General features: G+C 73.3%; 21 protein-coding genes. 8 read left to right on the forward strand and 13 right to left on the reverse strand.

Annotated elements, in window-relative coordinates:
- Positions 1-8: 8 nt before the first annotated feature.
- The gene (locus WMF22_RS12780) at positions 9-4,091 is read right to left on the reverse strand and encodes a serine/threonine-protein kinase (protein ID WP_438035941.1); all 4,083 of its coding nucleotides are present in this window, start codon (positions 4,089-4,091) and stop codon (positions 9-11) included.
- A 452-nt stretch (positions 4,092-4,543) separates the two neighbouring features.
- Here WMF22_RS12780 and WMF22_RS12785 point away from each other — a divergent pair, with 452 nt between their 5' ends.
- A complete protein-coding gene (locus tag WMF22_RS12785; protein ID WP_437299360.1) occupies positions 4,544-4,963 on the forward strand; it encodes a hypothetical protein in 420 nt (139 codons plus the stop codon).
- 75 nt (positions 4,964-5,038) lie between these two features.
- On the opposite strand, the gene WMF22_RS12790 is transcribed toward WMF22_RS12785, so the two are convergent.
- Positions 5,039-5,572 carry an N-acetyltransferase family protein gene (locus tag WMF22_RS12790; protein ID WP_437299361.1) on the reverse strand — a complete coding sequence of 178 codons (534 nt, stop codon included), beginning with the start codon at positions 5,570-5,572 and terminating at the stop codon, positions 5,039-5,041.
- 204 nt (positions 5,573-5,776) lie between these two features.
- On the opposite strand from WMF22_RS12790, the gene WMF22_RS12795 reads away from it, so the two are divergent.
- Positions 5,777-6,217, forward strand: a complete 441-nt coding sequence (locus tag WMF22_RS12795) for a CBS domain-containing protein (RefSeq protein ID WP_437299362.1) — start codon at positions 5,777-5,779, stop codon at positions 6,215-6,217.
- A 190-nt stretch (positions 6,218-6,407) separates the two neighbouring features.
- Here the strand turns inward: WMF22_RS12795 and WMF22_RS12800 are convergent, their stop codons facing one another.
- The 3 genes from WMF22_RS12800 to WMF22_RS12810 all read right to left on the reverse strand — a co-directional run bounded on the left by WMF22_RS12800 (position 6,408) and on the right by WMF22_RS12810 (position 9,055).
- Complete coding sequence (locus tag WMF22_RS12800; protein ID WP_438035942.1) at positions 6,408-7,271, reverse strand: hypothetical protein; 864 nt, start codon at positions 7,269-7,271, stop codon at positions 6,408-6,410.
- Between the two features lie 738 nt (positions 7,272-8,009).
- Positions 8,010-8,663, reverse strand: a complete 654-nt coding sequence (locus WMF22_RS12805; protein WP_438035943.1) for a phosphatidylserine decarboxylase — start codon at positions 8,661-8,663, stop codon at positions 8,010-8,012.
- Positions 8,621-9,055, reverse strand: a complete 435-nt coding sequence (locus WMF22_RS12810) for a hypothetical protein (protein ID WP_437299365.1) — start codon at positions 9,053-9,055, stop codon at positions 8,621-8,623. The genes WMF22_RS12805 and WMF22_RS12810 overlap by 43 nt, the downstream gene beginning before the upstream one ends.
- 137 nt (positions 9,056-9,192) lie before the next feature.
- Here WMF22_RS12810 and WMF22_RS12815 point away from each other — a divergent pair, with 137 nt between their 5' ends.
- The gene (locus tag WMF22_RS12815) at positions 9,193-9,630 is read left to right on the forward strand and encodes a hypothetical protein (RefSeq protein ID WP_438035944.1); all 438 of its coding nucleotides are present in this window, start codon (positions 9,193-9,195) and stop codon (positions 9,628-9,630) included.
- Positions 9,631-9,681: 51 nt separating this feature from the next.
- On the opposite strand, the gene WMF22_RS12820 is transcribed toward WMF22_RS12815, so the two are convergent.
- The 4 genes from WMF22_RS12820 to rarD all read right to left on the reverse strand — a co-directional run bounded on the left by WMF22_RS12820 (position 9,682) and on the right by rarD (position 16,158).
- Positions 9,682-10,350: a class I SAM-dependent methyltransferase gene (locus WMF22_RS12820; RefSeq protein WP_437299367.1), complete on the reverse strand. Its 669-nt coding sequence runs from the start codon at positions 10,348-10,350 to the stop codon at positions 9,682-9,684.
- Positions 10,351-10,385: 35 nt separating this feature from the next.
- Positions 10,386-13,001 carry an aminopeptidase N gene (gene pepN, locus WMF22_RS12825; RefSeq protein ID WP_438035945.1) on the reverse strand — a complete coding sequence of 872 codons (2,616 nt, stop codon included), beginning with the start codon at positions 12,999-13,001 and terminating at the stop codon, positions 10,386-10,388.
- 680 nt (positions 13,002-13,681) lie between these two features.
- Positions 13,682-14,746 (reverse strand): lysylphosphatidylglycerol synthase domain-containing protein, encoded by a 1,065-nt coding sequence (locus tag WMF22_RS12830; protein ID WP_438035946.1) that lies wholly within the window; start codon positions 14,744-14,746, stop codon positions 13,682-13,684.
- A gap of 446 nt (positions 14,747-15,192) precedes the next feature.
- Positions 15,193-16,158: an EamA family transporter RarD gene (gene rarD, locus WMF22_RS12835; protein WP_437299370.1), complete on the reverse strand. Its 966-nt coding sequence runs from the start codon at positions 16,156-16,158 to the stop codon at positions 15,193-15,195.
- A gap of 347 nt (positions 16,159-16,505) precedes the next feature.
- Here rarD and WMF22_RS12840 point away from each other — a divergent pair, with 347 nt between their 5' ends.
- On the forward strand, positions 16,506-16,853 hold the full coding sequence (locus WMF22_RS12840) for a hypothetical protein (RefSeq protein WP_438035947.1): 348 nt from the start codon (positions 16,506-16,508) through the stop codon (positions 16,851-16,853).
- An 88-nt stretch (positions 16,854-16,941) separates the two neighbouring features.
- Here the strand turns inward: WMF22_RS12840 and WMF22_RS12845 are convergent, their stop codons facing one another.
- Positions 16,942-17,313 carry a thioredoxin family protein gene (locus WMF22_RS12845; protein WP_012234969.1) on the reverse strand — a complete coding sequence of 124 codons (372 nt, stop codon included), beginning with the start codon at positions 17,311-17,313 and terminating at the stop codon, positions 16,942-16,944.
- A gap of 100 nt (positions 17,314-17,413) precedes the next feature.
- Here WMF22_RS12845 and WMF22_RS12850 point away from each other — a divergent pair, with 100 nt between their 5' ends.
- The 4 genes from WMF22_RS12850 to WMF22_RS12865 all read left to right on the forward strand — a co-directional run bounded on the left by WMF22_RS12850 (position 17,414) and on the right by WMF22_RS12865 (position 20,399).
- A complete protein-coding gene (locus tag WMF22_RS12850) occupies positions 17,414-17,950 on the forward strand; it encodes an RNA polymerase sigma factor (protein WP_044964694.1) in 537 nt (178 codons plus the stop codon).
- 90 nt (positions 17,951-18,040) lie between these two features.
- A complete protein-coding gene (locus WMF22_RS12855) occupies positions 18,041-18,868 on the forward strand; it encodes an N-formylglutamate amidohydrolase (RefSeq protein ID WP_437299373.1) in 828 nt (275 codons plus the stop codon).
- A 113-nt stretch (positions 18,869-18,981) separates the two neighbouring features.
- Complete coding sequence (locus WMF22_RS12860) at positions 18,982-19,596, forward strand: ArsR/SmtB family transcription factor (RefSeq protein ID WP_012234972.1); 615 nt, start codon at positions 18,982-18,984, stop codon at positions 19,594-19,596.
- A complete protein-coding gene (locus WMF22_RS12865; RefSeq protein WP_438035948.1) occupies positions 19,587-20,399 on the forward strand; it encodes an SRPBCC family protein in 813 nt (270 codons plus the stop codon). Before WMF22_RS12860 ends, WMF22_RS12865 begins: the two co-directional genes overlap by 10 nt.
- Positions 20,400-20,421: 22 nt before the next feature.
- On the opposite strand, the gene WMF22_RS12870 is transcribed toward WMF22_RS12865, so the two are convergent.
- The 3 genes from WMF22_RS12870 to WMF22_RS12880 form a co-directional block, all read right to left on the reverse strand.
- The gene (locus WMF22_RS12870; RefSeq protein ID WP_437299375.1) at positions 20,422-21,411 is read right to left on the reverse strand and encodes an STAS domain-containing protein; all 990 of its coding nucleotides are present in this window, start codon (positions 21,409-21,411) and stop codon (positions 20,422-20,424) included.
- Positions 21,412-21,417: 6 nt separating this feature from the next.
- Positions 21,418-22,605, reverse strand: a complete 1,188-nt coding sequence (locus WMF22_RS12875; protein WP_437299376.1) for an FIST signal transduction protein — start codon at positions 22,603-22,605, stop codon at positions 21,418-21,420.
- A 172-nt stretch (positions 22,606-22,777) separates the two neighbouring features.
- A complete protein-coding gene (locus WMF22_RS12880; RefSeq protein WP_437299377.1) occupies positions 22,778-24,337 on the reverse strand; it encodes an SLC13 family permease in 1,560 nt (519 codons plus the stop codon).
- Between the last annotated feature and the right edge of the window lie 18 nt (positions 24,338-24,355).

Below are 24,355 nucleotides of genomic sequence, written 5' to 3' on the forward strand. Positions count from 1 at the left end.
TGGCGGCGCTATCCCGCGAGCTGCCCGTCGCCCGCCCGGAGCTTCGCGAAGCGCGGGCGCCAGGCCCGGCTCTGGGCGAGCAGCGGCGCGGTGCGCGCGAGGAGCAGCGCCAGATCCTCGGGGCGGCCGGCGTCGAGCAGGGCGCGCGCCCGCCAGTAGAGGAGCTCGACCCGCTGATCGGCGCTGAGGCCGCCGCCCAGCTCGCCGGGCGGCTCCCCCTCCTCGCGCGCCGTCGACCGCGTGCGCGTGCTCTCCATGCCGGACCTCGGATCCTTCACGGCGAGCTGCATGACGCCGAGCAGGGCCTGGGCGTACGGCGGCAGATCCGCGACAGCCCCCTGCGCCCTGAGCCACCGGAGCTGCCGGCTCGCGTCCGCGTGCTCGTCGCGCATCGCGTGGATCCGCGCGAGCAGGAGCGCGCTCCTGTAGGCCGGCCTGTCCTTGAGCTGCTCGTCGAGCGAGCGCGCCTGCCGCACCAGGGGCAGCGCCTCGTCCTCGTGCCCCCAGAGGTAGAGCAGCTCCGCGAGCTTGATCGTCGCGTCCCGCTCCGCCAGGGCGCTCGCCTCCTCGCGGGCCAGCTGGACCGCGCGCCGGAGGTCCGCCATCGCGCGGTCCGGGGCGTCGAGCGCCGGCCAGAGCTCCGCGCGGCGGACGAGCGCCGCGCAGAGGTGGGCCCGGTCGCCGCGCTCCTCGCAGCTGCGCACGGCGTCGTCGAAGCGCCGCTCCGCCTCCTCGAGCTGGCCGGACCGCGCGAGCACGCAGGCCAGCAGCGTGAGCCCGGTCACGTGCGTGTCGTGATCGGCCTCGCGGACGCGCTCCACGCCGTGCGTGAGCCGCTCGAGGGCGTCGTCCAGGTTGCCCTTGCGGAAGGCCGAGCGGCCGGCCGCGACCTCGAAGCGCGCGGCGAGCGCGGCGTCGGCGCGGCCCTCGCGGGCGTCGAGCAGCGGGATCACCTCCTCGACGCGCGCCGCCGACTCCTCCCAGGCGCCCGCCCAGTCGAGCGCGGTCGCCTCCTCGAGCAGCGCCTCCGCGATCATCCGCGGGTCCTTCATCGTCCGGGCCAGCGCCCCCGCGGAGCGGAGATCGTCGAGCGCCTCGCCGGTGCGCAGGACGCGGTAGCGCACGCGCGCGCGGCCGAGGAGCGCGAGGTACCGCTGGCGCTGATCGTCGCCGTCGGCCCAGAGGAGCGCGGACGCGTAGTGGCCCTCCGCCACCGCGTTGTTGTGCCGGTCGCGCTGGAGATCGCCGAGGAGCAGGTACGCGTGCGCCGCGCGCGCGCGCGCCCCGGCGGCCGCGGCGTGGCGCGCGATCGGCTCGAGCAGATCCGGCGCCCTCGGCCGGGCCTCGGCCATGAGCTCCCAGACGGCGAGCGCGTGCCGGTGCATCGCCGCGCGCTGGTCCTCCGCGAGCAGCGCGTAGATGGCCTCCTGCAAGAGCGCGCTCCGGAAGGCATAGCTGGCGCCGCCGCAGAGGGCGCCCTCGCCGTGCGCGGCGCCGTGCGCGCCGCGGGGGACGAGGAGCCCGCGCGCCACGAGCGCGCGAAGCGCGCTCGGTACGTCGACGCGCGCGCTCGGTACGTCGACGCGCGCGCTCGGGACATCGACGTGGTCGACGCTCGCCGCCGCGTCCTCGCGCTCGCGCTCGCCCTCGCGCTCGAGAGCGCGTTGCACGCTCGCCGCCACGTCCTCCGAGAGCTCGAAGCCGAGCACCGCGCAGAGCCTCGCGCACGCGGCGAGCTCCGGCGGGAGCGCCTCCAGCTGCCCCGTGGCGAACCACTGCCACGCGGGCGACGGCGGCAGCCTCTCCAGCTCGGCGGTCGCGAGCTGGTGGCCGCTCGATCTCGCCCGCAGCCGCACGAGGCCCGCGCGCTTGATCGCCCGGGTGAGCTCCACGAGGGCGCGGGGGTTGTAGCCGGCCCACGCGCAGATGCGCCGGAGCGTCGCGCTCGGCGGAGGCTCCGCGGGCCGGAGGAGCTCCGCGCAGAGCAGGAGCCCCGCGGCGTCGTCGAGCGGCGGGAGCCGGATGTGATCGCGCGCGTGGCCGCGGGCGCTCAGGGCGTGCCGCCGGGGCGCCGGCGAGCAGCGCGCCGGGGCGCCGGCGAGCAGCACCCAGAGCGAGACCGACGCCTCGCGCCGCGTCGCGAGGTCGAGCGCGTCGAGCGTCGCGCTGTCGGCGAGGTGCGCGTCGTCGACGATCACGGCGACGGGCCGCTCCATCGCCCTCCGGCGGAGCCCCTCGGCGAGCGCCCGGATCACGCTCCCGCGGCGCGGCGGCGGCCGGCCCGCGGGGCCGCCCGGCCAGCCGAGGATCGCGGCCACGGCGGGCCACACCTCGCCTCCGAGCGGCTCTCCGAGCCGCTCGACGCAGAACGCGCGCGGGTCGCCGGGCGCCGCGAGGGCGAAGTCCCTCGCGCCGAGCACCTCGGCGAGCAAGGCGGCCGCGGTCTGGCCGTGGCCGCCCCCGGGGCGCGCGCCGAGCTCCGGCTCGGCGCGCAGCGAGATCACGAGCGCGCCGGGGTGCGCGCGCCGGCTGCTCTCGGCGATCTCCTCGGCGAGGCGCGACTTGCCGACGCCGCGCTCGCCGATCAGCGCGCAGAGGCCGGGCCCGAGGCCCGCGAGCGCGCGCTCGCGGCTCTCCTCGGCGGCGCTCTGGGCGTCGCCGCGCCCGACGAGCGGCGGCGCGGCGCGCGCGGCGCCGCGATGGCCCGAGGGCGGGGGCGCGTCCGGGGCGAAGAAGTAGCGGCCGTCCTCGCTCGCCGCGGCGACGTCGAACCCGGCATGGGCGGTGACGAGCTCGGCGCTGAGCGCGATGCCGCGCCACGGATCCGCGGGGAGCCACGACTCGGGCCGCTCCACGGCGATGCCGGCGGCGTGGACGACCTCGGCGTCGCGGCGGAGCTTCAACGGCGCGATGTGGATCGCGAGCGGCGCGCCGACCGAGGCGACGATCTCCCGCCCCGCGAGGAGCGCGCGCTCCGCGGCCGCCTCTTTCGGGCCAGGGAAGATCGCGACGAAGCGGTAGCCGCGCTGCCGCGCGAGGTGCCCGTCGTGGCGGGCCACGGCGGCGCGGACCTCGGCCTCGGCGCCGCGGGCCTCCAGGGCGAGCACCACCGTGTCGTGCCGGTCCGTGGAGCCGGTGGCGACGTCGTCTCCCGCGGTCGCCGCGGCGCCGGCGGCGCCGCCGGTCAGGGCGAGCGCCTCGGCGCCCGCCGACGCGAGCGCGGCCCGCAGGCCCGCGGCGTCGGCCGGGCGGCGCGCGCGCTCCTTGGCGAGGCAGGCGAGGACGAGGGCCTCGATGGACGGGGGGACAGGGGCGATCTCGCTCGGCCTGGGGGGGAGCCGGCCGAGGTGCCCCTGCGCGACGCTCGCGGGATCGCCCGCGAACGGAGGGCGCAGCGTGAGCAGCTCGAACAGGAGCGCGCCGAAGGCGTAGAGATCCGCGCGCGCGTCGAGCGGCTCGCCCCGGAGCCGCTCGGGCGACGCGACCTCGGGCGTCCCGAGCATGGCGCCCAGCGTGGTGAGCGCGCTGTCCGCCGGGTGGCAGACGACGCCGCGCTCGCGCTGCGTGAGGCCGAAGTCGAGGAGCCGCACGCCGCCGTCGGGCTCGAGGAAGACGTTCTCGGGCGCGAGATCCAGGTGGACCAGGCCGCGCTCGTGCACCACCTGGAGGCAGCTCAGCACGCCGAGCGCGACGTCGAGGGCGGAGCGCAGGTCGGGCGCGGCGGGCAGGCCCTCGAGGTGGGCCGCCAGCGTCTCGCCGCGGAGCCGCTCCATCGCGATGTACGCGCGGCCGTCCTCGAGCACGCCGTTCTGGAGCAGGCGAGGCGAGGCCGGGGGACCGAGCTGCTCGAGCGCCCACGCCTCGCTGCGGAACCGCTCGCGCGCGAGCAGCGAGTGGGCCCTGCTGATCTTGAGCACGGCGGGAGCGCCGTCCTCCGCCCGCGTCGCGGCCCAGAGGACCGAGAAGGCGCCCGCCGCGAGCGGCGAGCCGACGCGGAAGCCCGCGACGGACGGCGGCGTCTCGGCGTCGAGATCGACCGGCGCCGGGCGGGACGGCGCCGTGGCTCCGTCCGTCGAGCAGGAGGTGAGCACTGCGAGTCGGCGATGGCAGGAAGGGCAACGCGGCAAGAAGACCTCGGATGACCTCGGGTGGGGCCCGGCGCGATCCGTGACCGATATTACCGGTGTTGCGGGTTGTCACGAGCAGGAAAACCGCTTTGCGCGACACTACCTTATGCCCATGGCGAAAGTGGGTGCTCGGCCTGCTCGGCCTTCTCGGTCACCCGCGACATCGTGGGTGGCGTGTCGACATCGGAGGACAGCGGCGTCCGTCGCGCTGCGCGAGAGGGACCGCGGCTGTCGTCCTGTCCTGCGAGCAGCCGGGCGAGCGATGGGCAGGGGTGAATCTCCGTCGAACACCCACCTTCGGAGAGGCGGAGCCGGGTCCGCGCGTGACTGTCGCGCGCGGGCGTCGGCGGGGCTCGGCTGATCCGCGCCGGTCCTCGAGCCGTGGTGTATGCTGTTCCGAGCGGTCGGAGGGCTGGATGATCCATCGACAGACGGGCGAGATCGAGCTCACATCCGGGCTTCGCATCGGGCCCTCGTACTCGGAAGCGCAGTTCTTGTCGTCGCCGCTCGCGCGGATGGCCAACGCCCTGAGCCAGGCGCAGCCGTGGAGCGGATACCGGATGTCGCGGCAGCGCATCGGCTTCCGGACCTTCCGCATCACGCTTCACTTCTGCAGCGGCAAGATCGCGTGGGTCGAGCTGTTCGAGGTGGGCGCCGAGTCGAAGGCGTTCTGGAACGACTGGTCCGAGAAGGAGGAGGCGGAGCGCAAGGCCAGCCACGACGCCTGGCTGGCGTCGATCCTCGGCGCCCCGCCGTACGAGTATCCCTGGGGAAAGATCACTTCCCAGCACGATCCGCGGGGCGGTTACAGCAGCATCGTCGTGCGCTTCGGCTAGCGCGCCCGGGCGCTGGGGCTCGATGCCGTCGCTGGTGCACGGGCCGGCGTCGCCCTCGGCGTGGGATCCGGGGCGCTACAGCGCTCGCCGGTAGCGGATCTCCGGGAGGCTGCCGGCGCCGACCCGCGCCCACCGCCGCGCGCCGTCGCGGCCGAAGCCGGAGAGCTCGTAGAAGCGGCGCGCGCGGGTGTTCCCCTCGAGGACCCAGATCGTCATGGTCGTGTGGCGGCGCCGGGCCAGGTCGGCCTGCGCCGTGTCGAGCAGCGCGGCGCCGAGCCCGCGCCCCCACGCGGCGGGCAGGAGGTAGATCGTGTAGAGCTCGCCGACGTCACCCGGGTCGTCGTCGTCGCGCGTCGGCCCGGCGCTCGCGAAGCCGAGCCCGGCGTCCCCGGCGCAGAGCATCCAGGTCCGCGTCCCGGCCGCGGCGTCGCGGCTCAGGATGCGCCGCCAGCTCACCTCGCGCGCCGGCACGGAGAGGGCGTTGAGATCGGCCGCCGGCACCAGGCCCAGGTAGGCCGCCTGCCAGGAGTCGACCTCGATGCGCGCGATGACGGCCGCGTCGGCCGGCTGTGCCCGGCGGATGACCGCCCCTGTGATCCGCTCTGACATGGTGTCTCGCACCCCAGGTTGGCCGGCGCCGCGGCGCCCCGCCATGACGCCGCCCGCCGCGCTCGCCGGCCGGAGGCGCGATCAAGCGGTGCCCGACGCCGCATTCATCATGATGCTCCATCCATCGCCCGCGATCGTCCCCTAAGGTCCTTTTGTGCGCGGTGACGCTGCCGAGCGCTGCAAACGGAACCGAAGGAGGGAACCATGCTGTGCAAGGAGATCATGAAGCAAGACATCCAGAGCGTCCTGGCCGACGACACCATCCAGACGGCCGCGTGCAAGATGCGCGACGCGAACATCGGCTTCCTTCCTGTCTGCGACAGCGCCGGGAGGGTGCTCGGGGCGCTGACGGACCGCGACCTCGCCATCCGGGTGCTGGCCCACAACCGGCCGCTGAACACGAAGGCGGGCGACGTCATGACGCGCGGGGTGGTCGCGTGCCGGCCCGACGACGACGTGCAGCGCGCGGAGCAGCTGATGGGGCAGCACCACAAGTCCCGCGTCCTGTGCACCGAGGCGGACGGCCGCCTGGTCGGCATCATCAGCCTGTCGGACATCGCGCAGAGCGAGGACGACAGGCGCACCGCGCAGACCATCCGCCGGGTGACCGAGCGGGAGGCGGTGCAGCACGAGAGCACGCGTTAGCTCGCCGGGCGCTCGGCTGAGCTTCGCGGCGGCGCGCCACGACACCTCGCGCATCGGCTCCCCCGCGGGGTCGATGCCGATGCAGCAGGTGTCGGGGTGGGCGCCGGCCGAGCGGCACACGAAGCGACCGGCGCCCGCGCCGACGTCGAGCCCGGACGCCTGTCCTCATCAGGAGCGCCGGCGCCGGCCGTCAGCCGCGGACCTTGAGGACGGTCTTCAAGCCGGCAGGGAGCACCGACCCGCGATGGTGAACCTTCACGGTGAAGATCGCGCGGAGAACCTCGTGCTCCGGCATGTTGTTCAGGGAGAAGTGGGCGATGACCTCGAGGTGAGTGCGGCAGTTCGCGCAGTTGCTGACGCTATAACGGCTCAGGACAGCGTGGTAGCCGAGGTAGTATTCCTTGGTCTTGCCGCCGTCGTCCGCGACGGTCGCGTGCGCCGTCAGCAGGAACGACCCCTGGAACAGGGCGCGATCGATGCCCCTGACCATGAGCTTCCTGGCGCTGAACCCCGGCTTTACCGCCGCCGCGCGGGGCGGGCCGTCGATGGACAGATCGTCGAATGAGCCGGGTCCGTACGTGTAGCCGAGCTGGTTCTCGATGTCCACGCAGTCCGTGCTGACGTAAGGCTTGCTCGTGAGGGGGTTCTTGAACGGTTTGAGCGCGGTTCCATCGAGGGTCAGCCGAGCGCCGGGCGGGACGCCGGGGACCGCGTAGTTCGGCGCGAACAGACACGCCCTGTACGATGCGTACAGGTTGGCGCCCTCGGGAGGAGGTGGGTCCATGGGCTCGGGGCCGTTCAGCCAGGCCATGATGTTGTTGTTGAGCAGCGTGTCGTTCGTGTTCTGGTCGGGATACTTCTGGTTGTGGGCGTACGTCAGCTCGGCGTCCCCGAAGTTGCCCACCAGCCCCGAGAGCGGGTACCGCACCGTCGTGTAGCCGGCCCGCTTGTAGTACGGCTGCGCCTCGTCGGCATTGGGGTTCTGGTCCCCCCAGTAGTTGTCGGAGACCGAGATGGGCAGGGTGAACGACCGCAGCGGGTTGGGGATACCCATGAGGCCGTAGCTCGGGAGGTCGACCGTCGGCCGAGTGAAAATGGCCGGGACGCCGTGGTGGAGAGAGTAGTCGTCCGCGAGGCGCCGATGAGGAGCAGGGCGCCCGCGTAGAGGAGCGGCGGCGCGTCGAGCCAGAACTTGCCCCCGAGCAGGGCCGACGCGCCCGCGAGGCCCGCGAGCACGGGGCGGCCGTCCTGGCTCGCCAGCGCGCGCCGCACGAGCGCGCCGAGCGCGAAGGCGAGCAGCCCGGCGCCGAGAGGCAGCCCCCATGCGTCGCGCAGCCAGGCGCTGGCGCCGAGCGAGCCCAGGATCCCGAGATAGGCCGCCACGCACAAAGGGCACTTCGGGAGCAGCACCAGCGCGACGGCGGGCAAGAGCGGAAGGTGCCGGCCGGCGCGCTTGGCCAGCGTGGAGAAGCCGGACGAGCGCGGCGAAGGCGCTGCGCACCCGCAGGCGCACCCTGGGGGCGGGGAATCCGTGAGGCTCGGTCTCTCATCGATCGCCATCGTGGGTCTCCCGGTGGTGCTTCGCGGAGGGTGAGGGCTCTCGAGGCGGCGTTCCGGCGAGCGCCGAGCGCAAGGGGCTTCGCTGTGGGCTGCGGCACGTCCCGCAAAGAACGCGCTCGAACGCCCCCAACGTTCGAGGTTCTGCTCGACAGCCCCGAAACCGCCCTGGGGCCGCGCTGGAGTTCGCTTGTCTCACGTGTGCCGTCGTGAGAGCGCGGCCCTGCTCGACTCCTCAAGTCGTCGGGAATGCCTCAGGCGTGGATGGCGTGCCCAGAGAGCCAAGGCGGCTCCCCATCAGGACCGAGACGGCGTTGAACACGCCCTTCTGGAAGAGCAGGATGTTCAGAGAGCCGCCGTACGCGAAGTGCCCGAGCTCGTCGCCCTTCTTGACCGGGACCGGCTCGCCTCCGACCGGGACCAGGGTCGACCGGTTGTTGACGAGCGACGGGTACATCGCGCTGATCGTGTTCAGACCAACGGGGATGACGGCGATGTACCCGTGTTTCATCGGTCTTGATGACGAAGTAGGAGCGATGAAAGTCCTCGAAGATGCTGAAGTGACGGCCGTGCCGCCCTCGAACTTCGTCGCGTATCTCGACCCGTTCAGGAGCTGCGTGATGTTGAGCTGACGTGACTTCACGTCGAGCTTCTTCGTCAGCGTGAGGTCCGAGAGGATGAAGTTGATCTCCGAGTCGGCGGACGCCACGAGCACCGAGTCGTCCTCAGCCGCCGCGATGGGCCGGGGATCCCTCGCGGGGTTGAGCCTGCGCGTGAAGAAGTCGTTGAAGGACTTGAAGCCACCCTCGGGGACGATGAAGTCCTCGATGTGAGTCCCGGGATCCTTCAGCCAGGCCTCGATGAACTTGAGCGACTCCGGTGAGTCCATGAACCGCCCCCGCTCCTTGATGAACTTGACGGTCCAGTTGAAGATCTCGGTCGTGACTCCTTGCTCGTCGTGCGGCTCTTGAACGTGTTCAGGAAGGCGAACGCGGACTTGTTGTCGAGGTAGAAGTAGGTGAAAGGTACGATCTTCCCCAGGCCTCCTGTGGGCTCGGGCAGGAACGTGAACCACTGCTCGAAGTAGCGCACGAAGTACTCGGCGGTCGCTCCGACCCACGGGTTCTTCGACCCGTCCTCCACGAAGGGCCGCACGTGCGCGACGGCCTCGTTGAACGCCGTCTCGACCACGGGATTGGCCATGAGGCGCTTGAGCTCGTCGATCATTTCACGCATCGCGGGCGTGAGCGGGATCTGTTGATTGGTCTGCTGGATTGCCATGGCTGGCTCCTTGGGCTCGTTGTTGAGGTTGAACTCAGTGTTTGCGGCTGGAGCGATGGAGATACCCCGAAGGGAAGACCGCCTTCTGAGGTTGTCCCGATCCCACGACCTACACCAACCAGGGCGGGGACACTCCCGTGACCGTCTACTTCAACGAGGAGGTCCTCATCTCCGTCCAGGACTCGAACTCCAACATCGGCGTGGCGTGCGCCCCGGTGGGCTTCGTCGCGATGAGCTGGAGCACCGATCCGATCACCCTCGGTGACCTCACCGGCGGGGATGCGGTCATCGGAGACGTCAGCTTCCGGGACACTCGCGTCAATTCGTATGGTTACGACTATGTCGTCGGTTCGAACTCACCGTGGGCGCCGGAGAATGACAACCCCGAGTACCTGGTCACCCGTCACGACGCGAGCCTGACCTCGCCCGTGAAGCGCAACCCGTACATCCTTGTCCCGGCGCTCGCCACGCCGGGCACGCTCCAGTACGGTCTCGAGTTCTATTGCGCGATCGGCGGAGAATACATCGGTAACTACTGGTTCGATCCCTCGATCACGATCGCACCACCGCAGTGACCCTGGGCGCCGGCGTCTCTCGCAGGCGCTCACCGATGGTTTCCTGCCGTTCTAGCCTGGTTGGCCGCCGCTCGCGCCTATCGCCTCGGCCGTGAGCAGGCGCGTCCTCCGGCCCGACGCGAGCGTGAGGTGCTGTCCCCAGCTGGTCTGGTGCGGCATGTCCCCCTCGACGAGCTCGTTCGCCCGGAGCTCGAAGCCCGCGGCGCGGTAGGCGGGGCGCAGCGTGTCGTCGACCCACGCGTCCGAGAGCTCGGGGAGCCCGAGCCGCGCCGCGTAGGGCCGGTCGTCGAAGACGCTCTGGTTGAGCAGCGCGATGAGCTCCCCGCCCGGTCGGACGAGCCGGCGCAGCGCCTCGAGCACCGGCGCCTCGGGCAGCACGAGGGCCGAGAGCAGCGAGGCCCAGGGGAAATTCACGGTGAGGGTGTGGGCGAGCCCGGTGAGCTCCTCGGGCAGCGCCTGCACGGACGCGACGACGAAGAGCGCGTTCGGCCGGCCGCCCCGGGCGACCTTGCGGCTGGCGCGCCACGACACCTCGCGCATCCGCTCGCCCGCGGGGTCGACGCCGATGCAGTACGTATCGGCGTGGGCGCCGGCCGAGCGGTACACGAAGCGGCCGTCGCCCGTGCCGACGTCGATGAGGACGCGCGCGTGGCCGGCGAGCTTCGCCTCGAGGTCCGCGCGCGTCCACGTGACGGACGTCTTCCCGAGCTGCACGATCATCGTCGCCTCGAGCGCCGCTCTCCCCGGTCCCTCGCTCAGCCGGGGGCGCCCCCGCCCCCCGCGCGGTGCCCCTCGGCGCTCGCCGCCGAAAGCCCCCGGCAGGCGATCGCCCGCGCGAGGTCGTCGCTCGCCTCGCGGAGCATCCGGACCAGCATCGGCAGCCGCGGCGCCGCCGGCGCGCCGTCCGGGGCCCGCCCGAGCGCCGCGGTCAGCGCCTCCGCGCGGGCGACGAGGTCCCGATCGACGCGGTACGAGGGGAACAGATGGGTGAAATACGCGGACGCGAGCTCGTGCGTCCGCGTCTCGAAGACCTGCTGCACCCGCTCGAAGAACGCCTGCGCGTACGGATCGAGCAGCGCGCGCTGGAACGACCAGTTGAAGCCCGACATCGCCGCGCTGGTGAGGTGCAGCGAGCCGTACCCGTCCTCGTGGAAGCGCGCCCACGCCGCGGCCTTCACGGCCGGATCCGGGCGCGCCGTCTCGGCGCGCAGCGCGGCGCGCTGGCCGCGGTCCGACGGGTCGCGCTCGCGCTCGGCCGCGAGCCGCTCCTCCGCGCCCTCCATGCCGCGCGCGATCCACTTCACGGCGACCGTCCAGCGCATCTCCTGGTCGATCTCGAGGCCGTCCACCTCGATCTCGCCGTCCGCGAGGCGCGCTGCCAGCGCGAGATCCGGCGCGGAGTACGCCGCGTTGAAGAGCGCCCGCGCCCACACGATCTGCGCGTCGCCGCGGGGGGCCGACCGCAGGGCCGCGAGGGCGAGGCCGGTGAACGCGCTCGCCTCGGCCTCGCGCAGGGGATCCGGCACGTAGCGCGCGAGCGCCGTCACCGCGTTCGTGAGCACCGGGTCGACGAGCGAGAGGTCCGGCTCGGCGGGCAGCTTGTCCCTCACCAGCGCGAGGTACGCGGGGGAGGCGAGCTTCTGGTCGCGCACCATGCTCCAGAGCGACGACCAGAGCAGCTGGCGCAGGAGCGGATCCTCCACGCGGCCCATGTGCTCGCGCACGAACGCGAGCGAGGCCGGGTCGAGCGCGATCTTCGCGAACGTGAGGTCGTTGTGGTTGGGGAACACGAGGAGCGGGGCCCGCTGCCCCCGCGCGGCGGCGACCTCGGTGGCCGCGCCGTCGATCTCCGCGGGCACCGAGTCGACGACGAGCGCGCCGTCCTCCTCGCGCGCGAGCGCGACGTCGATGCGGTGCGGCCGGAGGGTCGGGTAGTCGGCGGGCGCCGTCTGCAGCACGCGGAGCCGGCCGATGCGGTCGCCCTCGGGCTCCCACTCGGCCGTCAGCGTGTTGAGGGACGCCTGCTCGAGCCAGAGGCGCGACCACGCGCCGAGGTCGCGGCCGGAGCCCTCCTCCAGCGCGGTCAGGAACTCGCGCAGCGTCGCGTTGCCGTACTGGTAGCGCTTGAAGTACCGGCGCATCCCCTCGCGGAAGGCCGGGAGGCCGATCGCCGCGACGAGCTGCTTCATCGCGGCGGCGCCCTTGCCGTACGTGATGCCGTCGAAGTTCAGGAACGTGTGCTCCGTGTCGGCGAGCTCCCCGGCGATGGGGTGCGTCGTCACGAGCTGGTCCTGCCGGTAGGCCCAGCTCTTCATGACGTTGAACGCCTTCCACACGGCCGGCTGGAACCGGGTCGCCTGCTCCATCGCGAGGAAGGCCATGTACGTGGCGAAGCTCTCGTTCAGCCAGAGATCGTTCCACCACCGCATGGTCACGAGGTTGCCGAACCACATGTGGGCCATCTCGTGGAGGAGCACCTCCGCGCGCGTGAGGCGCTGGTGGTCCGTCGGCGGGTCCCGGAAGATCATGCGCTCGCTGTGGGTCACGGCGCCGACGTTCTCCATGGCGCCGGCGTTGAACTCCGGGACGAAGACCTGGTCGTACTTGCTGAAGGGGTAGGGGTAGTCGAAGAACTCCGGGTAGAAGTCGAAGCCCTGCTTCGTGATCGTGAAGAGCTCCTCGGCGTCGAGGTGCCTCGCGAGCGACCTGCGGCAGTAGAGCCCGAGGGGGATCCCGCGGTGCTCGTCGCGGACGCCGCTGTACGGGCCGGCGATCAGCGCGAAGATGTAGGTGCTGAACCGGGTCGTCTCCTCGAACACGCGCGTCGTGCGCCCGAGGCCCGCGCCGAACGTGCGGGTGACGCGGGCGTTGCCGATGACCTCCCAGTCCTCGGGCGCGGTGACGGAGAGCCGGTAGCTCGCCTTGATGTCCGGCTGATCGAAGCAGGGGAACACGCGGTGGGCGCTGAACGGCTCGAGGTCCGAGTAGACGTAGTCCTCGCCGTCCTCCGGGTCGCGGAAGTGATGGAAGCCGTCGCCCGTGTGATCGTAGTCGTTCTCGTAGACGACGCGCACGCGCGTCTCCGGGGCGAGCAGCCTCCCCGGGAGGAGGATGCGGCAGTCGGACCACGCGGGCTCGACAAGGGCGCCGTTGATCTCGAGCCGCTCGATGCGCCGGCCGCGGAAGTCGATGAACGTGTCGCCGTGGCCGCGGACGTCGAAGTACGCGACCGCCTCGCCCCGGTAGCCGCGGGCGCCGCGCGAGAGGTCGAGGGAGAGCTCGTAGCGCGCGTTGCCGATGCGCGCGGCGCGCTCCTCGGCCTCTTTCTGGGTGAGCACGTCCCTTCCAGGGCCGCCGGTCGTCTCCGTCATGACGGCACACCGTAGGACGAACCGCCGGAGGGTGGCCAGCGATCTGCCGCTGTCGCGAGCGCCGCCCCGCCGCGAGGCGCGGGAGGAAGGGGGGCGCTTGCCGGGCGGCCGGGCGAGGGACGGCGGGACGAGGAAGCCGAGGGAGCCGACCCAGGTTGGGGAGCCGACCCAGGGAGCCGACCCAGGTTGGGGAACCGACCCAGGTTGGGGCACTGACCTAGGTTGGGGCACTGACCTGGTTCTGTGCCAGAACGGCGTTGTTCTGTGCCATGGGAGGGGGGTCCGGCACCGGCACAAACGCAATGCATTGCGACACACTGGGGGCCGGACCCCTCGAGAGCGCTCGGCGGAGCGATTCTCAGGGCAAAATTGTGCCAGAAAACGCATTCATCGGCGAAGTTCTGTGCCAAAGAGTCCCTGAACACTCTCCTTTTTGTGCCAGAAGGGGGGTCCAGACCCCTCCAGACCGCAATGCAGAGCGTTGGCCGGGGCGCCGGACCCCTCCAGACCGCACTGCAGAGCGTTGGCCGGGGCGCCGGACTCTCCCGGGACCCTGCTGGTCCGTGAGCGCCGAGGGCAAGGGGGGTCGAGCTGGCGCTGGAGATCCTCTGGAACGAGCGGAGCAAGGAGGAGCGCACGCCGGAGGCGCGCGCGACTCCCCTGGCCCGGCCGAGCTCGGCTCAGGGCGCCGGAGGGCTGCGGCGCCACACGAGCGCGACGGCGATCCCCGCGAGCGCGAAGGCCGCCTGGAGGAGGTGGACGAGCAGCGAGATCGCGATGGCGGAGCTCTCGGTGAGGCCGAGCAGCGAGGCGGCGAGCGCGAAGGCCCCGTCCGTGGCGCCGACCTGACCCGGGATGAGGTCGCCGGCCGCCGTGCCGGCGGCGCCCACGCCGTACGCGGCGAGCGCGCGGAGGGGGCCGCCCTCGGCGCCGACGACGGCGAGCAGCACGCCGTACTGCACCGCCTGGAGGGCGCGCCCCGCGAGGCAGGCGGCGAACGGCCAGGCCGGGACGGGCGGGCGCTCGTGGACGGCCTCCTGGAAGGCGGCGGCGAGCTGGCCGGCCCGGGCGAACCGCCGGGTGATCCACGCCGAGGCGGTGCGCTGCCGCGCGGCGAAGGCGACGCCGAGGCCGCTCGCGACCAGGAGGGCGGCGTGCGCGAGCACGCCGACGGCGAGCGGAGAGGCGCCGCCGATGTGGAAGAGGGCGATGGCCGCGAGGAGCGACAGCGGGGCCGAGGACAGGAGCGCGAGCGACTGGTTCGCCGTGGCGATGGCGGCCGCGCGCGCGGCGCCGATGTGGGGGGAGAGCAGCGCGGCCTTGACCGCCTCGCCCGCGGGGCGGCCGGCCGGCATCAGCATGATGACAGGGTAGGTGACGACGTGGATGCGAAGGAGCTCCGAGGCCGGGACGCGGCGCGGCGCGCAGAGCACGCCGGTCGCGAGCGCCTCGCAGCCGATGCGCGCCGCCTCCAGTCCGATCAGGAGAGGCACGAACGGCGCGGCGCGGGTCACCGCGGCGAGCATCTCCGCCGCGCCGACGTGGCGGATGAGCGCGGCCAGGGCGGCCAGGCCGAGGCCGCCGAGCGCCGCGTGGAGCAGCGCCTTTCGCCGCGCGCGGCGGGCGGCGTGCGCGTCCGGGGCGGCGGGCGGAGCGGCAGGGACGCGCGCCCCGCCGCCGGGCGCGGGCTCGGGATCGCCGCCGGCGCATTCCTCTGCCGCTCGGGCCGGAGGCAAGGGAGCCATGGGAAGGGGCGCTGCGAGGAGCGTGCCGGCGCCGTGTGGGTGCGGCGCGCGCACGCGGCGGTGAGCTGCCTCGCGGAGCGCGCGCGCCATGGGCATGCAGCGCGCGCACGCGGCGGTGACGGTTCGAGCTTCTCGGCGAGCAGGAGCTCACGTGGGGACACCTACGGACGAGCAGCGGTGAGCGCCCCTGTGTTCGCGGGCGCGGCCGCTCACGCCGGATCGAGCGGGGCGTGGAGCCGCGCGCCGGGTACAACGATGCCCCCGCGGTCGCCGGGGGTCAGCGCGCCGTAGCGCTCGCGGAACACCGGCGGCGGCGGCCGCGCCCCGGGCGGAGCGAGCCAGAGGCGGCGCAGGTGCCGCTTGCGATCCGGCTCGGGCCAGTCCTCGAAGGCCGTGCGATCGTGGAGCAGCGTGCGGCGCGGTCTCTTCGGGGCTCATTCGGCGGTTCAATTTCCTCCTGCCTCGCCTCCGGCGCGCTCAGGACGCGCGCGTCCTTCCCGACTTCCCGAACGGCGCGCGCGAAGCACGGCGTCGGCGCTGAACACCGCGAGCCCGGTCCAGATGAAGGCGAAGCTCACGGCCTGGGCCGTGGTGAACGGCTCGTCATAGACCAGCACGGCCAGCAGGAACTGGCCGCTCGGCGCGAGGTACTGGAGGAAGCCCACGGTGGTCAGCGACAGGCGGCGCGCCGCGTTGGTGAACCAGACGAGCGGCAGGGCCGTGACGATGCCTGTCGCGGCCAGGAGGACGTGGGTCCGCAGATCGGCGCGGCCCGCGGCGCCGGCGCCCTCGGCGTGGAGGGCGGCCAGGTAGGCCATGCCGAGCGGGGCGATGAACGACGTCTCCAGGGTGGAGCCGGGGAGCGAGCCGACGGCGGCGACCTTCCGCAGCAGGCCGTACACCCCGAACGAGCTCGCCAGGCCCAGGGCGATCCAGGGGATCGCGCCGGCGCGCACCGCCAGGTACACGACGCCCGAGGCGGCGAGGCCGAGCGCGAGCCACTGGGCGGGCCGCAGCCGCTCGCGCAGGAAGAGCATGCCGAGGAGCACGCTGAGCAGCGGGTTGATGAAGTAGCCGAGGCTTGCGTCGAGCACGCGCCCCACCGCGACGGCGTAGATGAAGAGGACCCAGTTCGCCGACACGAGCGCGCCGGTCGCCGCCATCGCCGCGACGACGCGCCGGTCGCGCAGGGCCGCGCCGAGCGCGCGGTGCTGCCCTGTGGCCAGCGTGAGCGCCACGAACGAGAGCAGGCTCCACACGGTGCGATGGGCCAGGAGCTCGACCGCGCCGACGTGCCGGAGCTGCTTCCAGAAGACGGGGACGACGCCCCAGGAGCTGTAGGCCGCGATCCCGTAGGCGACGCCCCACGCGGCCTCTCCGGGGCTGTCGCGAGCATCTTCGGGCGTGCGCATCGGGGTCGTGCTTCCTCGGGGGGCGTCGCGCGACGCCGTTGTCGCGAGGCCTCACTCGGCGCCGCTCGTCGCCCGGCGCCGCTCGCGTTCGATCGGATGGCGAACATGGCGAACCTGCTCGGCCGTTTCAAGACCTGCCCGCGAGCGCCGGGCTCGCAGGCTCGCCGCGAGGCCGCGTGGCATCCGCGTTGCTGGATGCGGGGCGCGGCGCTGGAGTCCGCAGCGAGCACAGCGAGGTAGGTATGCGAAGTGTCTACGCTCTGGCAGGGCTATGTGCAGCGATGGTGGTCGCGTGCACGGAAAATACGACCGGCGAGACGGAGCCTGGAGGCGCACACCCTGAAGACATGGGGTTCGTGACCGTCCAGTGGTCCATCGAGGACAAGACCGACGCCGCTCAGTGCAAGGCGCGCGGCGCGACCGCGGTCGAGCTGGTCCTCATCAACACGGAGAGCAACGAGGTCACGCGGCAGGTGGTCCCCTGCGAGCGGTTCGACGCGAGCGTGCAGCTCGTCGCCGACGACTATGTCGGGACGCTCTCGCTCGTCGACGACGACGGCAGGCCGGTCAGCGATCCGCAGGCGGTGGGGCCGTTCGAGGTCTCCGGGGACGAGTCGACGACCCGCAAGATCAGCTTCCCCGCCGCCGAGAGGCAGCGCGACACGCACCGGCGCCCGGACAGGTCACGACGGTAGGACACGGGCGGATCGCCCCGGGCGCGCCCGAGCCCCTTCACGCGCCGATCGCGGCCGCCTGCCCGTGGAAGCGCGCGATCTCGTCGCGTCACGGCGGCGAGGGCGCTCGGTCCCTCCCCGCACCGCCGGGCAGCCCGCCCCCTTCGATCAGCCGGAGGAGCTTGTCCTTCGTGGTCAGCCCCACGTGACGAGCCACCTCCTTGCCCCCGGCGAACGCGACGACGGTCGGGAACGCGCGGATGCCGAGGCGGCGGGCGATCGCCGGGCACCGATCGCCGTCGACCGCCACCACCTTCAGGCGCCCTGCGCCTTCCTCCGCCAGCTTGTGCAGGATGGGCGCGAGCGCGCGGCACGGCGGGCACCACTGCGCGGTGAGCTCGACGAGGACGGGCACCCCGGCCTCCAGCACCTCGGCGTCGAAGCTCGCCTCATCGATCTCGCGGACAGGATTCGTGGACATGGCGTGAACCTCCATGCCCTGGCAGGTCCCGAGGGCGGCATCCATTACAGCCCCCACCCGTTGTAATGTGGGCGCGGCTCGACACCTGACCTCCTGGACCATGGGCGCCATCAAGGACGCGGACGATCTCCTCAACCATGTGTCGCACCTTGTGCGCTCCGAGCGCTCGGCGCTCGCGGCGCTGGCGCGCGCGGAGGGGGTGACACCAGAAGACGCGGTCGACTGCGTGCAGGAGGGCCTCTGCACGCTGCTCACGCTCGCGCAGCGGGGCGCCCTCCCGGAGGACGTCGGCGCGTGGGGGGGCGTGCTCGCCGGGACGGTGCGGAACGCCGCGCGCAACCGGCGCCGCCGTCATTTCCGCGCCCGGCCGCACGACGACGTGGACGCGCACCCGGAGGCCGCGGGGGACGTCCCGGCGACCGACGAGGCGATCGCGCGCGCCGAGGAGCACGTCCGCCTGCGCGCGTGCGTCGAGGAGCTCTGCGAGATCCAGAAGGCCGTCGTGACGCTGCGCATGCTCGAGGAGCAACCCGGAGAGGACGTGGCGCGCGCGCTGGGCATCTCGGCCGGCCACGTCGCGGTGCTCCTGCACCGGGCGAAGCTCGCGCTGCGCGCGTGCATGACGTCGCCGCACTGAGCCCGCGCGCCGCGCGTGCTGCCGCGCGCCCTCGCGAGAGCGCGCGCGGCGCCGGCGCGCCGGTGTCTGCTATGTCTTGGGCGAGACGTCATGAGCTCTTCTTCGTCCGCTTCGCCAGCCTTGCGCATCCTCGTGCCCGATGAGCCGCCCGCGTTCGAGGTGGTGAACCCCGAGGGCCGCTCCAGCGCGGTCCTGCTCTGCGACCACGCGTCCAACGCGGTTCCGAGGAGCCTCCCCGAGCTGGGCAGGCAGCACGAGGCGCTCCGCGAGCACACCGGCTGGGACATCGGCGCGGCGCGCCTCTCGCGCCGCCTGTCCGCGCTCCTCGACGCGCCGCTCGTGCTCTCCGGCTACTCGCGGCTCGTCATCGACTGCAACCGGCCGCTGGGCTCGCCGACGTCCATCCCCGAGATCAGCTGCGGCGTGCCCATCCCCGGCAACACCATCGACGCCGCGGAGGCCCGCGCGCGGGCCGACGCGTGCTTCTGGCCCTACCACCGCGCGATCACCGCGCTCCTCGACGCGCGGCGGGACCGCCGGGCGCGCACGGCGATCCTCAGCGTGCACAGCTTCACGCCCGCGATGCCCGGCCAGGACCGGCCGTGGCACGCGGCCGTCCTCTACGGGCGCGACCGCAGGCTCGCCGCGCCGTTCCTCGAGGCGCTGCGGCGCGAGCCCGGGCTCTGCGTCGGCGACAACGAGCCCTACCGCGTGACCGAGGGCGGCGACTACGGGATCCCCACGCACGGCGAGGGCCGCGGCCTGCCCTGCGTGCTCCTCGAGATCCGCCAGGACGGCCTGCTGAGCGACGAGGGCGTGGAGGCCTGGGCCCAGCGCCTCGCGGCGAGCTACCGGGCCATCGAGGCGAGCGGCATCGACCTGAACGCCCTCTCCCCGGACGCCGCCGCCGGTCGGTGACGTAGACGGGGGCTCCGGGCCCGACGGCGAGGGGATCGCGCCCCTCGCCGTGGCGGGGAAAGTACGGCCTGCGGTCATTGACAAAAAAAATTGTCAATGATACCCACGGCGGTGTGCTCGACGTCGACGTCATCGAGGATCCGGCCGCGGCAGCGGCAGCGCTCGAGCCTGTCAGGAGCCGGCTGCTCTCGGAGCTCTCGGCGCCCGCCTCCGCCGCGACGCTGGCCACGCGCCTCGGGATCGCGCGCCAGAAGATCAACTACCACCTGCGCGCCCTCGAGGCGCACGGGCTCGTGCGCATGGCCGGGACGCGCAAGTGGGGCGGGCTGACGGAGCGCCTGCTTGTCGCGAGCGCGGCCTCCTACGTCGTGTCGCCCGGCGCGCTCGGGCCTGTCGCCGCGGATCCGGAGCGCGCCTCGGACCGCCTCTCCGCGACCTACCTCATCGCCCTGGGCGCGCGCGTCGTGCGCGAGGTCAGCGATCTGCTCCGGCGCTCGCGGGAGGCCGACAAGCGCCTCGCGTCGCTGTCGATCGACGCCGAGGTCCGCTTCCGATCTCCGGCGGAGCGCGCCGCCTTCACCGGCGAGCTCACCCGCGCGGTGACGGCGCTCGTCGCGCGCTACCACGACGACGCGGCGCCAGGCGGGCGATCGCACCGCCTGGTGATCGTCGCTCACCCCACACCCACACCGAACGAATCGCCACGAAAGGAGTCATCATGCCCGTGAGAAAAGACGCGTCCGGCCGTCGCAGCGTCGAGGCCGAGGTCGAGGTCCCCGGCAGCCCCGAGGAGGTGTGGCGCGCCATCGCGACAGGGCCCGGGATCTCGTCGTGGTTCGTGCCGAGCGAGCTCGAGGAGCGCGAGGGCGGCACGACCGTCTCTCACTTCGGCCCGGGCATGGATTCGGTCGCGACCATCACGGCCTGGGAGCCGCCTCGCCGGTTCTCCGCCGAGGCCCCGGAGGACATGGGACCAGGCAGCCCCAAGGTCGCCACGGAGTGGATCGTGGAGGCGCGGTCCGGCGGGAGCTGCGTCGTGCGCGTGGTGCACAGCTGGTTCGCGAGCACCGACGACTGGGACAACCAGTTCGAGGGCCACATGCACGGCTGGGCGGCCTTCTTCCGCATCCTTCGGCTCTACCTGGCCCATTTCCGCGGGCAGCCCTGCGCGGCGTTCCAGCTCATGGGCGCCGGATCCGAGCCCAAGGCCGCGACGTGGGGCGCGCTCACCGGCCCGCTCGGGCTCGCTGGCGCCGCGGAGGGACAGCGGGTGAGCTCCGCCGCCGGCGCGCCGCCGTTCGCCGGGGTGGTCGAGCGCGTCGGCACGAGCGAGCACCCGGAGCTGCTCCTCCGGCTCGACGAGCCGGCGCCGGGTATCGCCCACCTGTTCGCCCTTCCCATGGCCGGGCAGATCTTCCTGCCGATCCGGCTGTACCTGTACGGCGACCGGGCGCCCGCCGCGGCGGCGCGCGACGAGCCCGCGTGGCAGGCGTGGATGGCCGAGCGCTTTCCGGTGCGCCCGCCCGGCTGACCCTCCGAGGCACCTCCAGCGATCACGCCGACCGGGACGACCGCGGGAGCAGCTCCCTCAGCGCGTCGTGCAGGCGGCGGTACGTCACGACGTCGCCCCGCGCCACGCCCTCCCGCACGAGATCCCGGGCGACGTCCGGGCCGATGCCGGCCAGCACGCAGGCGCTGCCGAGCAGCCTCACCGCCGTCGCCACGCGCAGGAAGAGCGCGAGCGCGCTCGCCTCCATCCGGTCGAGCCCGGTGACGTCGATGACCACGGCGCGCGCCCGCCTGGCCGTCACGGCGGCGAGGAGCCGATCCATGAGGAGCGCGCACCGCTCCTCGTCGACGAAGCCGATCACGGGGACGCAGAGGATCCGGCTCCAGACCTCGATGATGGGCATGGACAGCGCCCGGATCGCGGCGCGCTGGTGCTCGATGAGCGTCAGCTTCTCGGTGATCTCCCGCTCGTACGCGAGGTCGCGCGCCCGCGCGAGCTCCTCCTCGGCGCGGGCGCGCGCGAGCGCCTGCGACGCCGCGGGCAGGAGGCGGCGCACGAGGCTGACGTGGCGCGCGTCGAAGAAGGCGCGGTCCGGGTGGACAAGCACGAGCAGCGACCGCAGGGGGCCGGCGTGGAGCGGCGCGTGGAGCGCGGAGCCGTAGCGCGCGAGCACGGGCTCCGGCTGGCGCTGCCACTCGGCGAGCTGGCGGAGATCGAAGCTGGCGACCGGCCGGCCCTCGAGCGCGCGCGAGAACGCGGGCCCGGCCTCCCACTCGGTCGCCGAGAGGCCCGGATCGGTCGCGACGAGGACGCGGCCGTCCGCCCCCTCATCGAACGCGATCACGAGCCCTGCGGCGGCCCCGAGCCGCCGCGCGGTCGCCTCGACGACGCGCGCCAGCGTCTCCGTGAAGCTGCCCGGCTCCGTGAAGCGCAGGAGCACCTCCGCCAGCCCTTCGGCCTCCAGCCGGAGCGCTCGCTCCTCCTCGTGCGCGCGTCGCAGCTCCGCGATCGTCTCGTGGGCGGCCTCGTCCATCACAGCTCAGTCTCCGAGCAGGACGACGCTGATGGAGAGGTTCGCGTGCTGGTTCTTGCCCCGGGTGAAGCACCCCTGCTCGCCGAAGGTGAACCTGCCGAGGAACGGCGTCTCCCCGAGCGACGCGGCCACCCCCTGGACGACGCGATCGAGCTCGCCGCGCACGGCGAGCATGCACCCCGCGCAGAAGATCACGAGCGCGCCCTGCGCGCGGAAGGAGGGCGGCGCGGCCGCCAGCGCGGCGTCGACGACGGAGCGGACCCGGCCGATCACGCTCTCGCGCGAGCCCTGCATGAGCACGAGCTCGTCGCCCTCGTGGATGTTGGCGCCGAGCGTCATGGAGTTGTCCGGCCGCACCGTGTCCGGGTGGATGAGCAAGAACTGGGGGACCTTGCCGATCCAGCCCGAGGGGCGCCCGAGGGGGTGGAGCGCCGTGTGCTCCAGGATCGTCCCGCCGCCGAGCTGCGCGGAGATCAGGCCGCCGGTCCAGCGGTTGTAGACCTCGGCGGCCGGGAGCCCGTCGATCTCGGGCAGGCGCCTGCCCTCGGCGCGGGTCACGCGACAGCGGTGCTCGGTGGGGGCATAGCCGCTGCTGAACGCATAGGAGATCTCCCCGGACGGGTAGAGGGCGGTCAGCAGCGCCGCGCCCTCGTGGGCCAGCCCGCGCTCCATCTGCGATTGCCTGCCGACGATGGAGTCCGCCGCGGTGGAGCCGCCGAACACCGGCACGTTGGGGCCCACGACGTCCTCGATGCCGAGCAGGACGTCCTCCTCCGCGCCGGTCTGCACGCTGAGCCAGAGCAGGGCCGGGAGCTCGCCGGAGCGCCCGGCGTCCTCGATCGCACGCGCCGCGGCGCGCGCGCCGGCGGCCCGCGGGGCAGCGCCGATCCGCTCGGCCGCGACGCCATAGGCGCCCTGCGCGTCGGCGACCCCGAGCAGGGCGAGGCCGGGGCCGGGGGCGCCATGAACGCCGGCAGCGGTCATGACCGACTGGCACGAGCTCGATCCGTGGACGCGAACCGGCGGCGGCAGCGCCGCGGTGGCGCGCGCGAGCTCGTCGACGTCATAGGAGGCCGTGTAGCTCAGGAAGACGTGATCGGGCTCCGCGCCGAGGCCCGCGCGAAGCGCCGACATGGCCTCGGCGAACGCGGCGCTCGCCCCCGCAGCGGTCGACGACGACGTGGCGATCTTCATCCCCGCGGCCCTCCCGCGCCCGCGGGCCGCGCCGCCGGCGTCGGCGCGCTCCACAGGCCGTCTGTCGCGTTCATGACCATTTCCTTCATCGGCGTTCTTTCCGCTTGCGAGGCGCCCGGTGATCCGCTGCGCCGGCGCTTATACACAAAACCGCACCGCGCCGCCCCTGCGCTCAGCCGCCGATAAGGTGCCGTGCGTAGCCGTACACGTAGACCGGGATGAGCGCGGCGGCAGCCACGTTGAGCAGGAAGCCTGTCCGGATCATCACGGGGAGCCGCACGTACCCGCTGCCGAACACGATGGCGTTGGGCGGCGTGCCCGCCGGCAGCATGAAGTCGCAGGACGCGGCGATCGTGGCCGCGAACAGCACGCCGAGGTCCTGCGGGAGCACGTTGAGCGCCACGTTCACCGTGGCCGTGTTGGAGGCCAGCGCCGACAGGGCGATCGTGCCGGCGCTGGCGAGCCCGAGCTGCGCGAGCAGCGGCGCCTCGGCGACGACAGCGAGCTTCGCGGCCATCCACGCCGAGAGCCCGCCGCCCTCGATGCCGGCCGCCATCGCGAAGCTGCCGCCGAGCAAGGCGAGCGTGCCCCAGGGCATCCTGCGCAGGGAGGCGAGCGAGAGGGCGCGCAGGGCGAGCAGGCCGAGCGCCGCAAGGACGGCCACGGTCGCCTCGTAGTGCTTGCCCTGCACCTTGAAGCCGGCCGCGGCGCCCGAGCCGAGCGCGGCGCCCAGGCCCCTGAGCGCGGCCTGGAGGGGAGGCGCGAGCGCGGCGCGCAGCGGATCGCCGAGGATCCAGAGCGCGCTCGCCGCCGCGAAGATGGCGGCGACCGTCTTCTCGCCGCGGCTCATCGGGCCCATGGCCGCGAGCTCGCGGTCGAGCGCGTCGCGCGCGCGGCCGGGGCCGAGCCCGTCCCGCCTGCCGAGGCGCCACAGGGCGAGCCAGAGCAGCGGGACGAAGAGGACCACGAACGGCAGGGCGATCGCCATGTACCGCAGAAAACCGAGATCGTGGCCGAGCTTGTCGGCGACGAAGCCGCAGAAGATGGAGTTCGTCCCGGTGCCGATCTTCGTGCCGATCCCGCCGACGTTGGAGGCGTAGGCCACCGCCAGCATGATCGCCGTCCCGTAGTGCGTGAGCCTGCGCCCCCCGGCGGCCGACTCCAGCTGCGCGAGCAGGGCGAGCCCGATGGGGACCATCATCACGGCGGTCGCGGTGTTGGAGATCCAGAGCGAGATGGAGCTCGTCGCGACCAGCATGCCGAGCAGGAGGCGCTTCGGGTCCGTGCCGACGGCCCGCATGATGTGGAGCGCCACCCGGCGGTGAAGGCTCCACTGCTCCATGGCGGCCCCGATCGCCATGCCGCCGAGGAAGAGGAAGATGTAGGCGTCGACGAACGGCGCGGCGGCGCGGGCCGCGTCGCCCGCGAGCCCGCGGCCGAAGACGCCGAGCAGCGGGAAGAGAACGAGCGGCAAGCAGGCGGTGAGCGCGACGGGGAGCACCTCGAAGAGCCACCACAGCGCCATCCACGCCGCGACAGCGGCCGCGTACGCAGGGCGGTGGCCGTAACCAGGGACGGCGTGGAGCCCGCTCGGGACGAGCGCGATCGCGAGGGCGGCGGCCGGACCGGAGGCGACGCCGAGGCAGCGAAGCAGGCTGAGCCGCGCAGGCGGCGGGTGGCCTGGGTGAGGGGCGCCCGGCGGCGCGGCGGCGTGATCAGGGGGGCCCTGCATGGCGACTCTATCGCACAC

Origin of the sequence: Sorangium sp. So ce204, assembly GCF_051526795.1 — a bacterium.
Lineage (GTDB): Bacteria > Myxococcota_A > Polyangia > Polyangiales > Polyangiaceae > Sorangium > Sorangium cellulosum_B.

Excerpts from the sequence above, each read along its gene's own strand:
- WMF22_RS12845 (WP_012234969.1), bottom strand. The coding sequence starts at position 17,313 with ATGTCCACGAATCCTGTCCGCGAGATCGATGAGGCGAGCTTCGACGCC.
- WMF22_RS12810 (WP_437299365.1), bottom strand. The coding sequence starts at position 9,055 with ATGGCAATCCAGCAGACCAATCAACAGATCCCGCTCACGCCCGCGATG.
- WMF22_RS12850 (WP_044964694.1), top strand. The coding sequence starts at position 17,414 with ATGGGCGCCATCAAGGACGCGGACGATCTCCTCAACCATGTGTCGCAC.
- WMF22_RS12830 (WP_438035946.1), bottom strand. The coding sequence starts at position 14,746 with ATGGCTCCCTTGCCTCCGGCCCGAGCGGCAGAGGAATGCGCCGGCGGC.
- WMF22_RS12855 (WP_437299373.1), top strand. The coding sequence starts at position 18,041 with ATGAGCTCTTCTTCGTCCGCTTCGCCAGCCTTGCGCATCCTCGTGCCC.
- WMF22_RS12875 (WP_437299376.1), bottom strand. The coding sequence starts at position 22,605 with ATGAAGATCGCCACGTCGTCGTCGACCGCTGCGGGGGCGAGCGCCGCG.
- WMF22_RS12820 (WP_437299367.1), bottom strand. The coding sequence starts at position 10,350 with ATGATCGTGCAGCTCGGGAAGACGTCCGTCACGTGGACGCGCGCGGAC.
- WMF22_RS12870 (WP_437299375.1), bottom strand. The coding sequence starts at position 21,411 with ATGGACGAGGCCGCCCACGAGACGATCGCGGAGCTGCGACGCGCGCAC.
- WMF22_RS12805 (WP_438035943.1), bottom strand. The coding sequence starts at position 8,663 with ATGGACTCACCGGAGTCGCTCAAGTTCATCGAGGCCTGGCTGAAGGAT.
- WMF22_RS12840 (WP_438035947.1), top strand. The coding sequence starts at position 16,506 with ATGGGGTTCGTGACCGTCCAGTGGTCCATCGAGGACAAGACCGACGCC.
- WMF22_RS12800 (WP_438035942.1), bottom strand. The coding sequence starts at position 7,271 with ATGGGTATCCCCAACCCGCTGCGGTCGTTCACCCTGCCCATCTCGGTC.
- WMF22_RS12785 (WP_437299360.1), top strand. The coding sequence starts at position 4,544 with ATGATCCATCGACAGACGGGCGAGATCGAGCTCACATCCGGGCTTCGC.
- WMF22_RS12880 (WP_437299377.1), bottom strand. The coding sequence starts at position 24,337 with ATGCAGGGCCCCCCTGATCACGCCGCCGCGCCGCCGGGCGCCCCTCAC.
- rarD (WP_437299370.1), bottom strand. The coding sequence starts at position 16,158 with ATGCGCACGCCCGAAGATGCTCGCGACAGCCCCGGAGAGGCCGCGTGG.
- WMF22_RS12795 (WP_437299362.1), top strand. The coding sequence starts at position 5,777 with ATGCTGTGCAAGGAGATCATGAAGCAAGACATCCAGAGCGTCCTGGCC.
- WMF22_RS12865 (WP_438035948.1), top strand. The coding sequence starts at position 19,587 with ATGCCCGTGAGAAAAGACGCGTCCGGCCGTCGCAGCGTCGAGGCCGAG.
- WMF22_RS12790 (WP_437299361.1), bottom strand. The coding sequence starts at position 5,572 with ATGTCAGAGCGGATCACAGGGGCGGTCATCCGCCGGGCACAGCCGGCC.
- pepN (WP_438035945.1), bottom strand. The coding sequence starts at position 13,001 with ATGACGGAGACGACCGGCGGCCCTGGAAGGGACGTGCTCACCCAGAAA.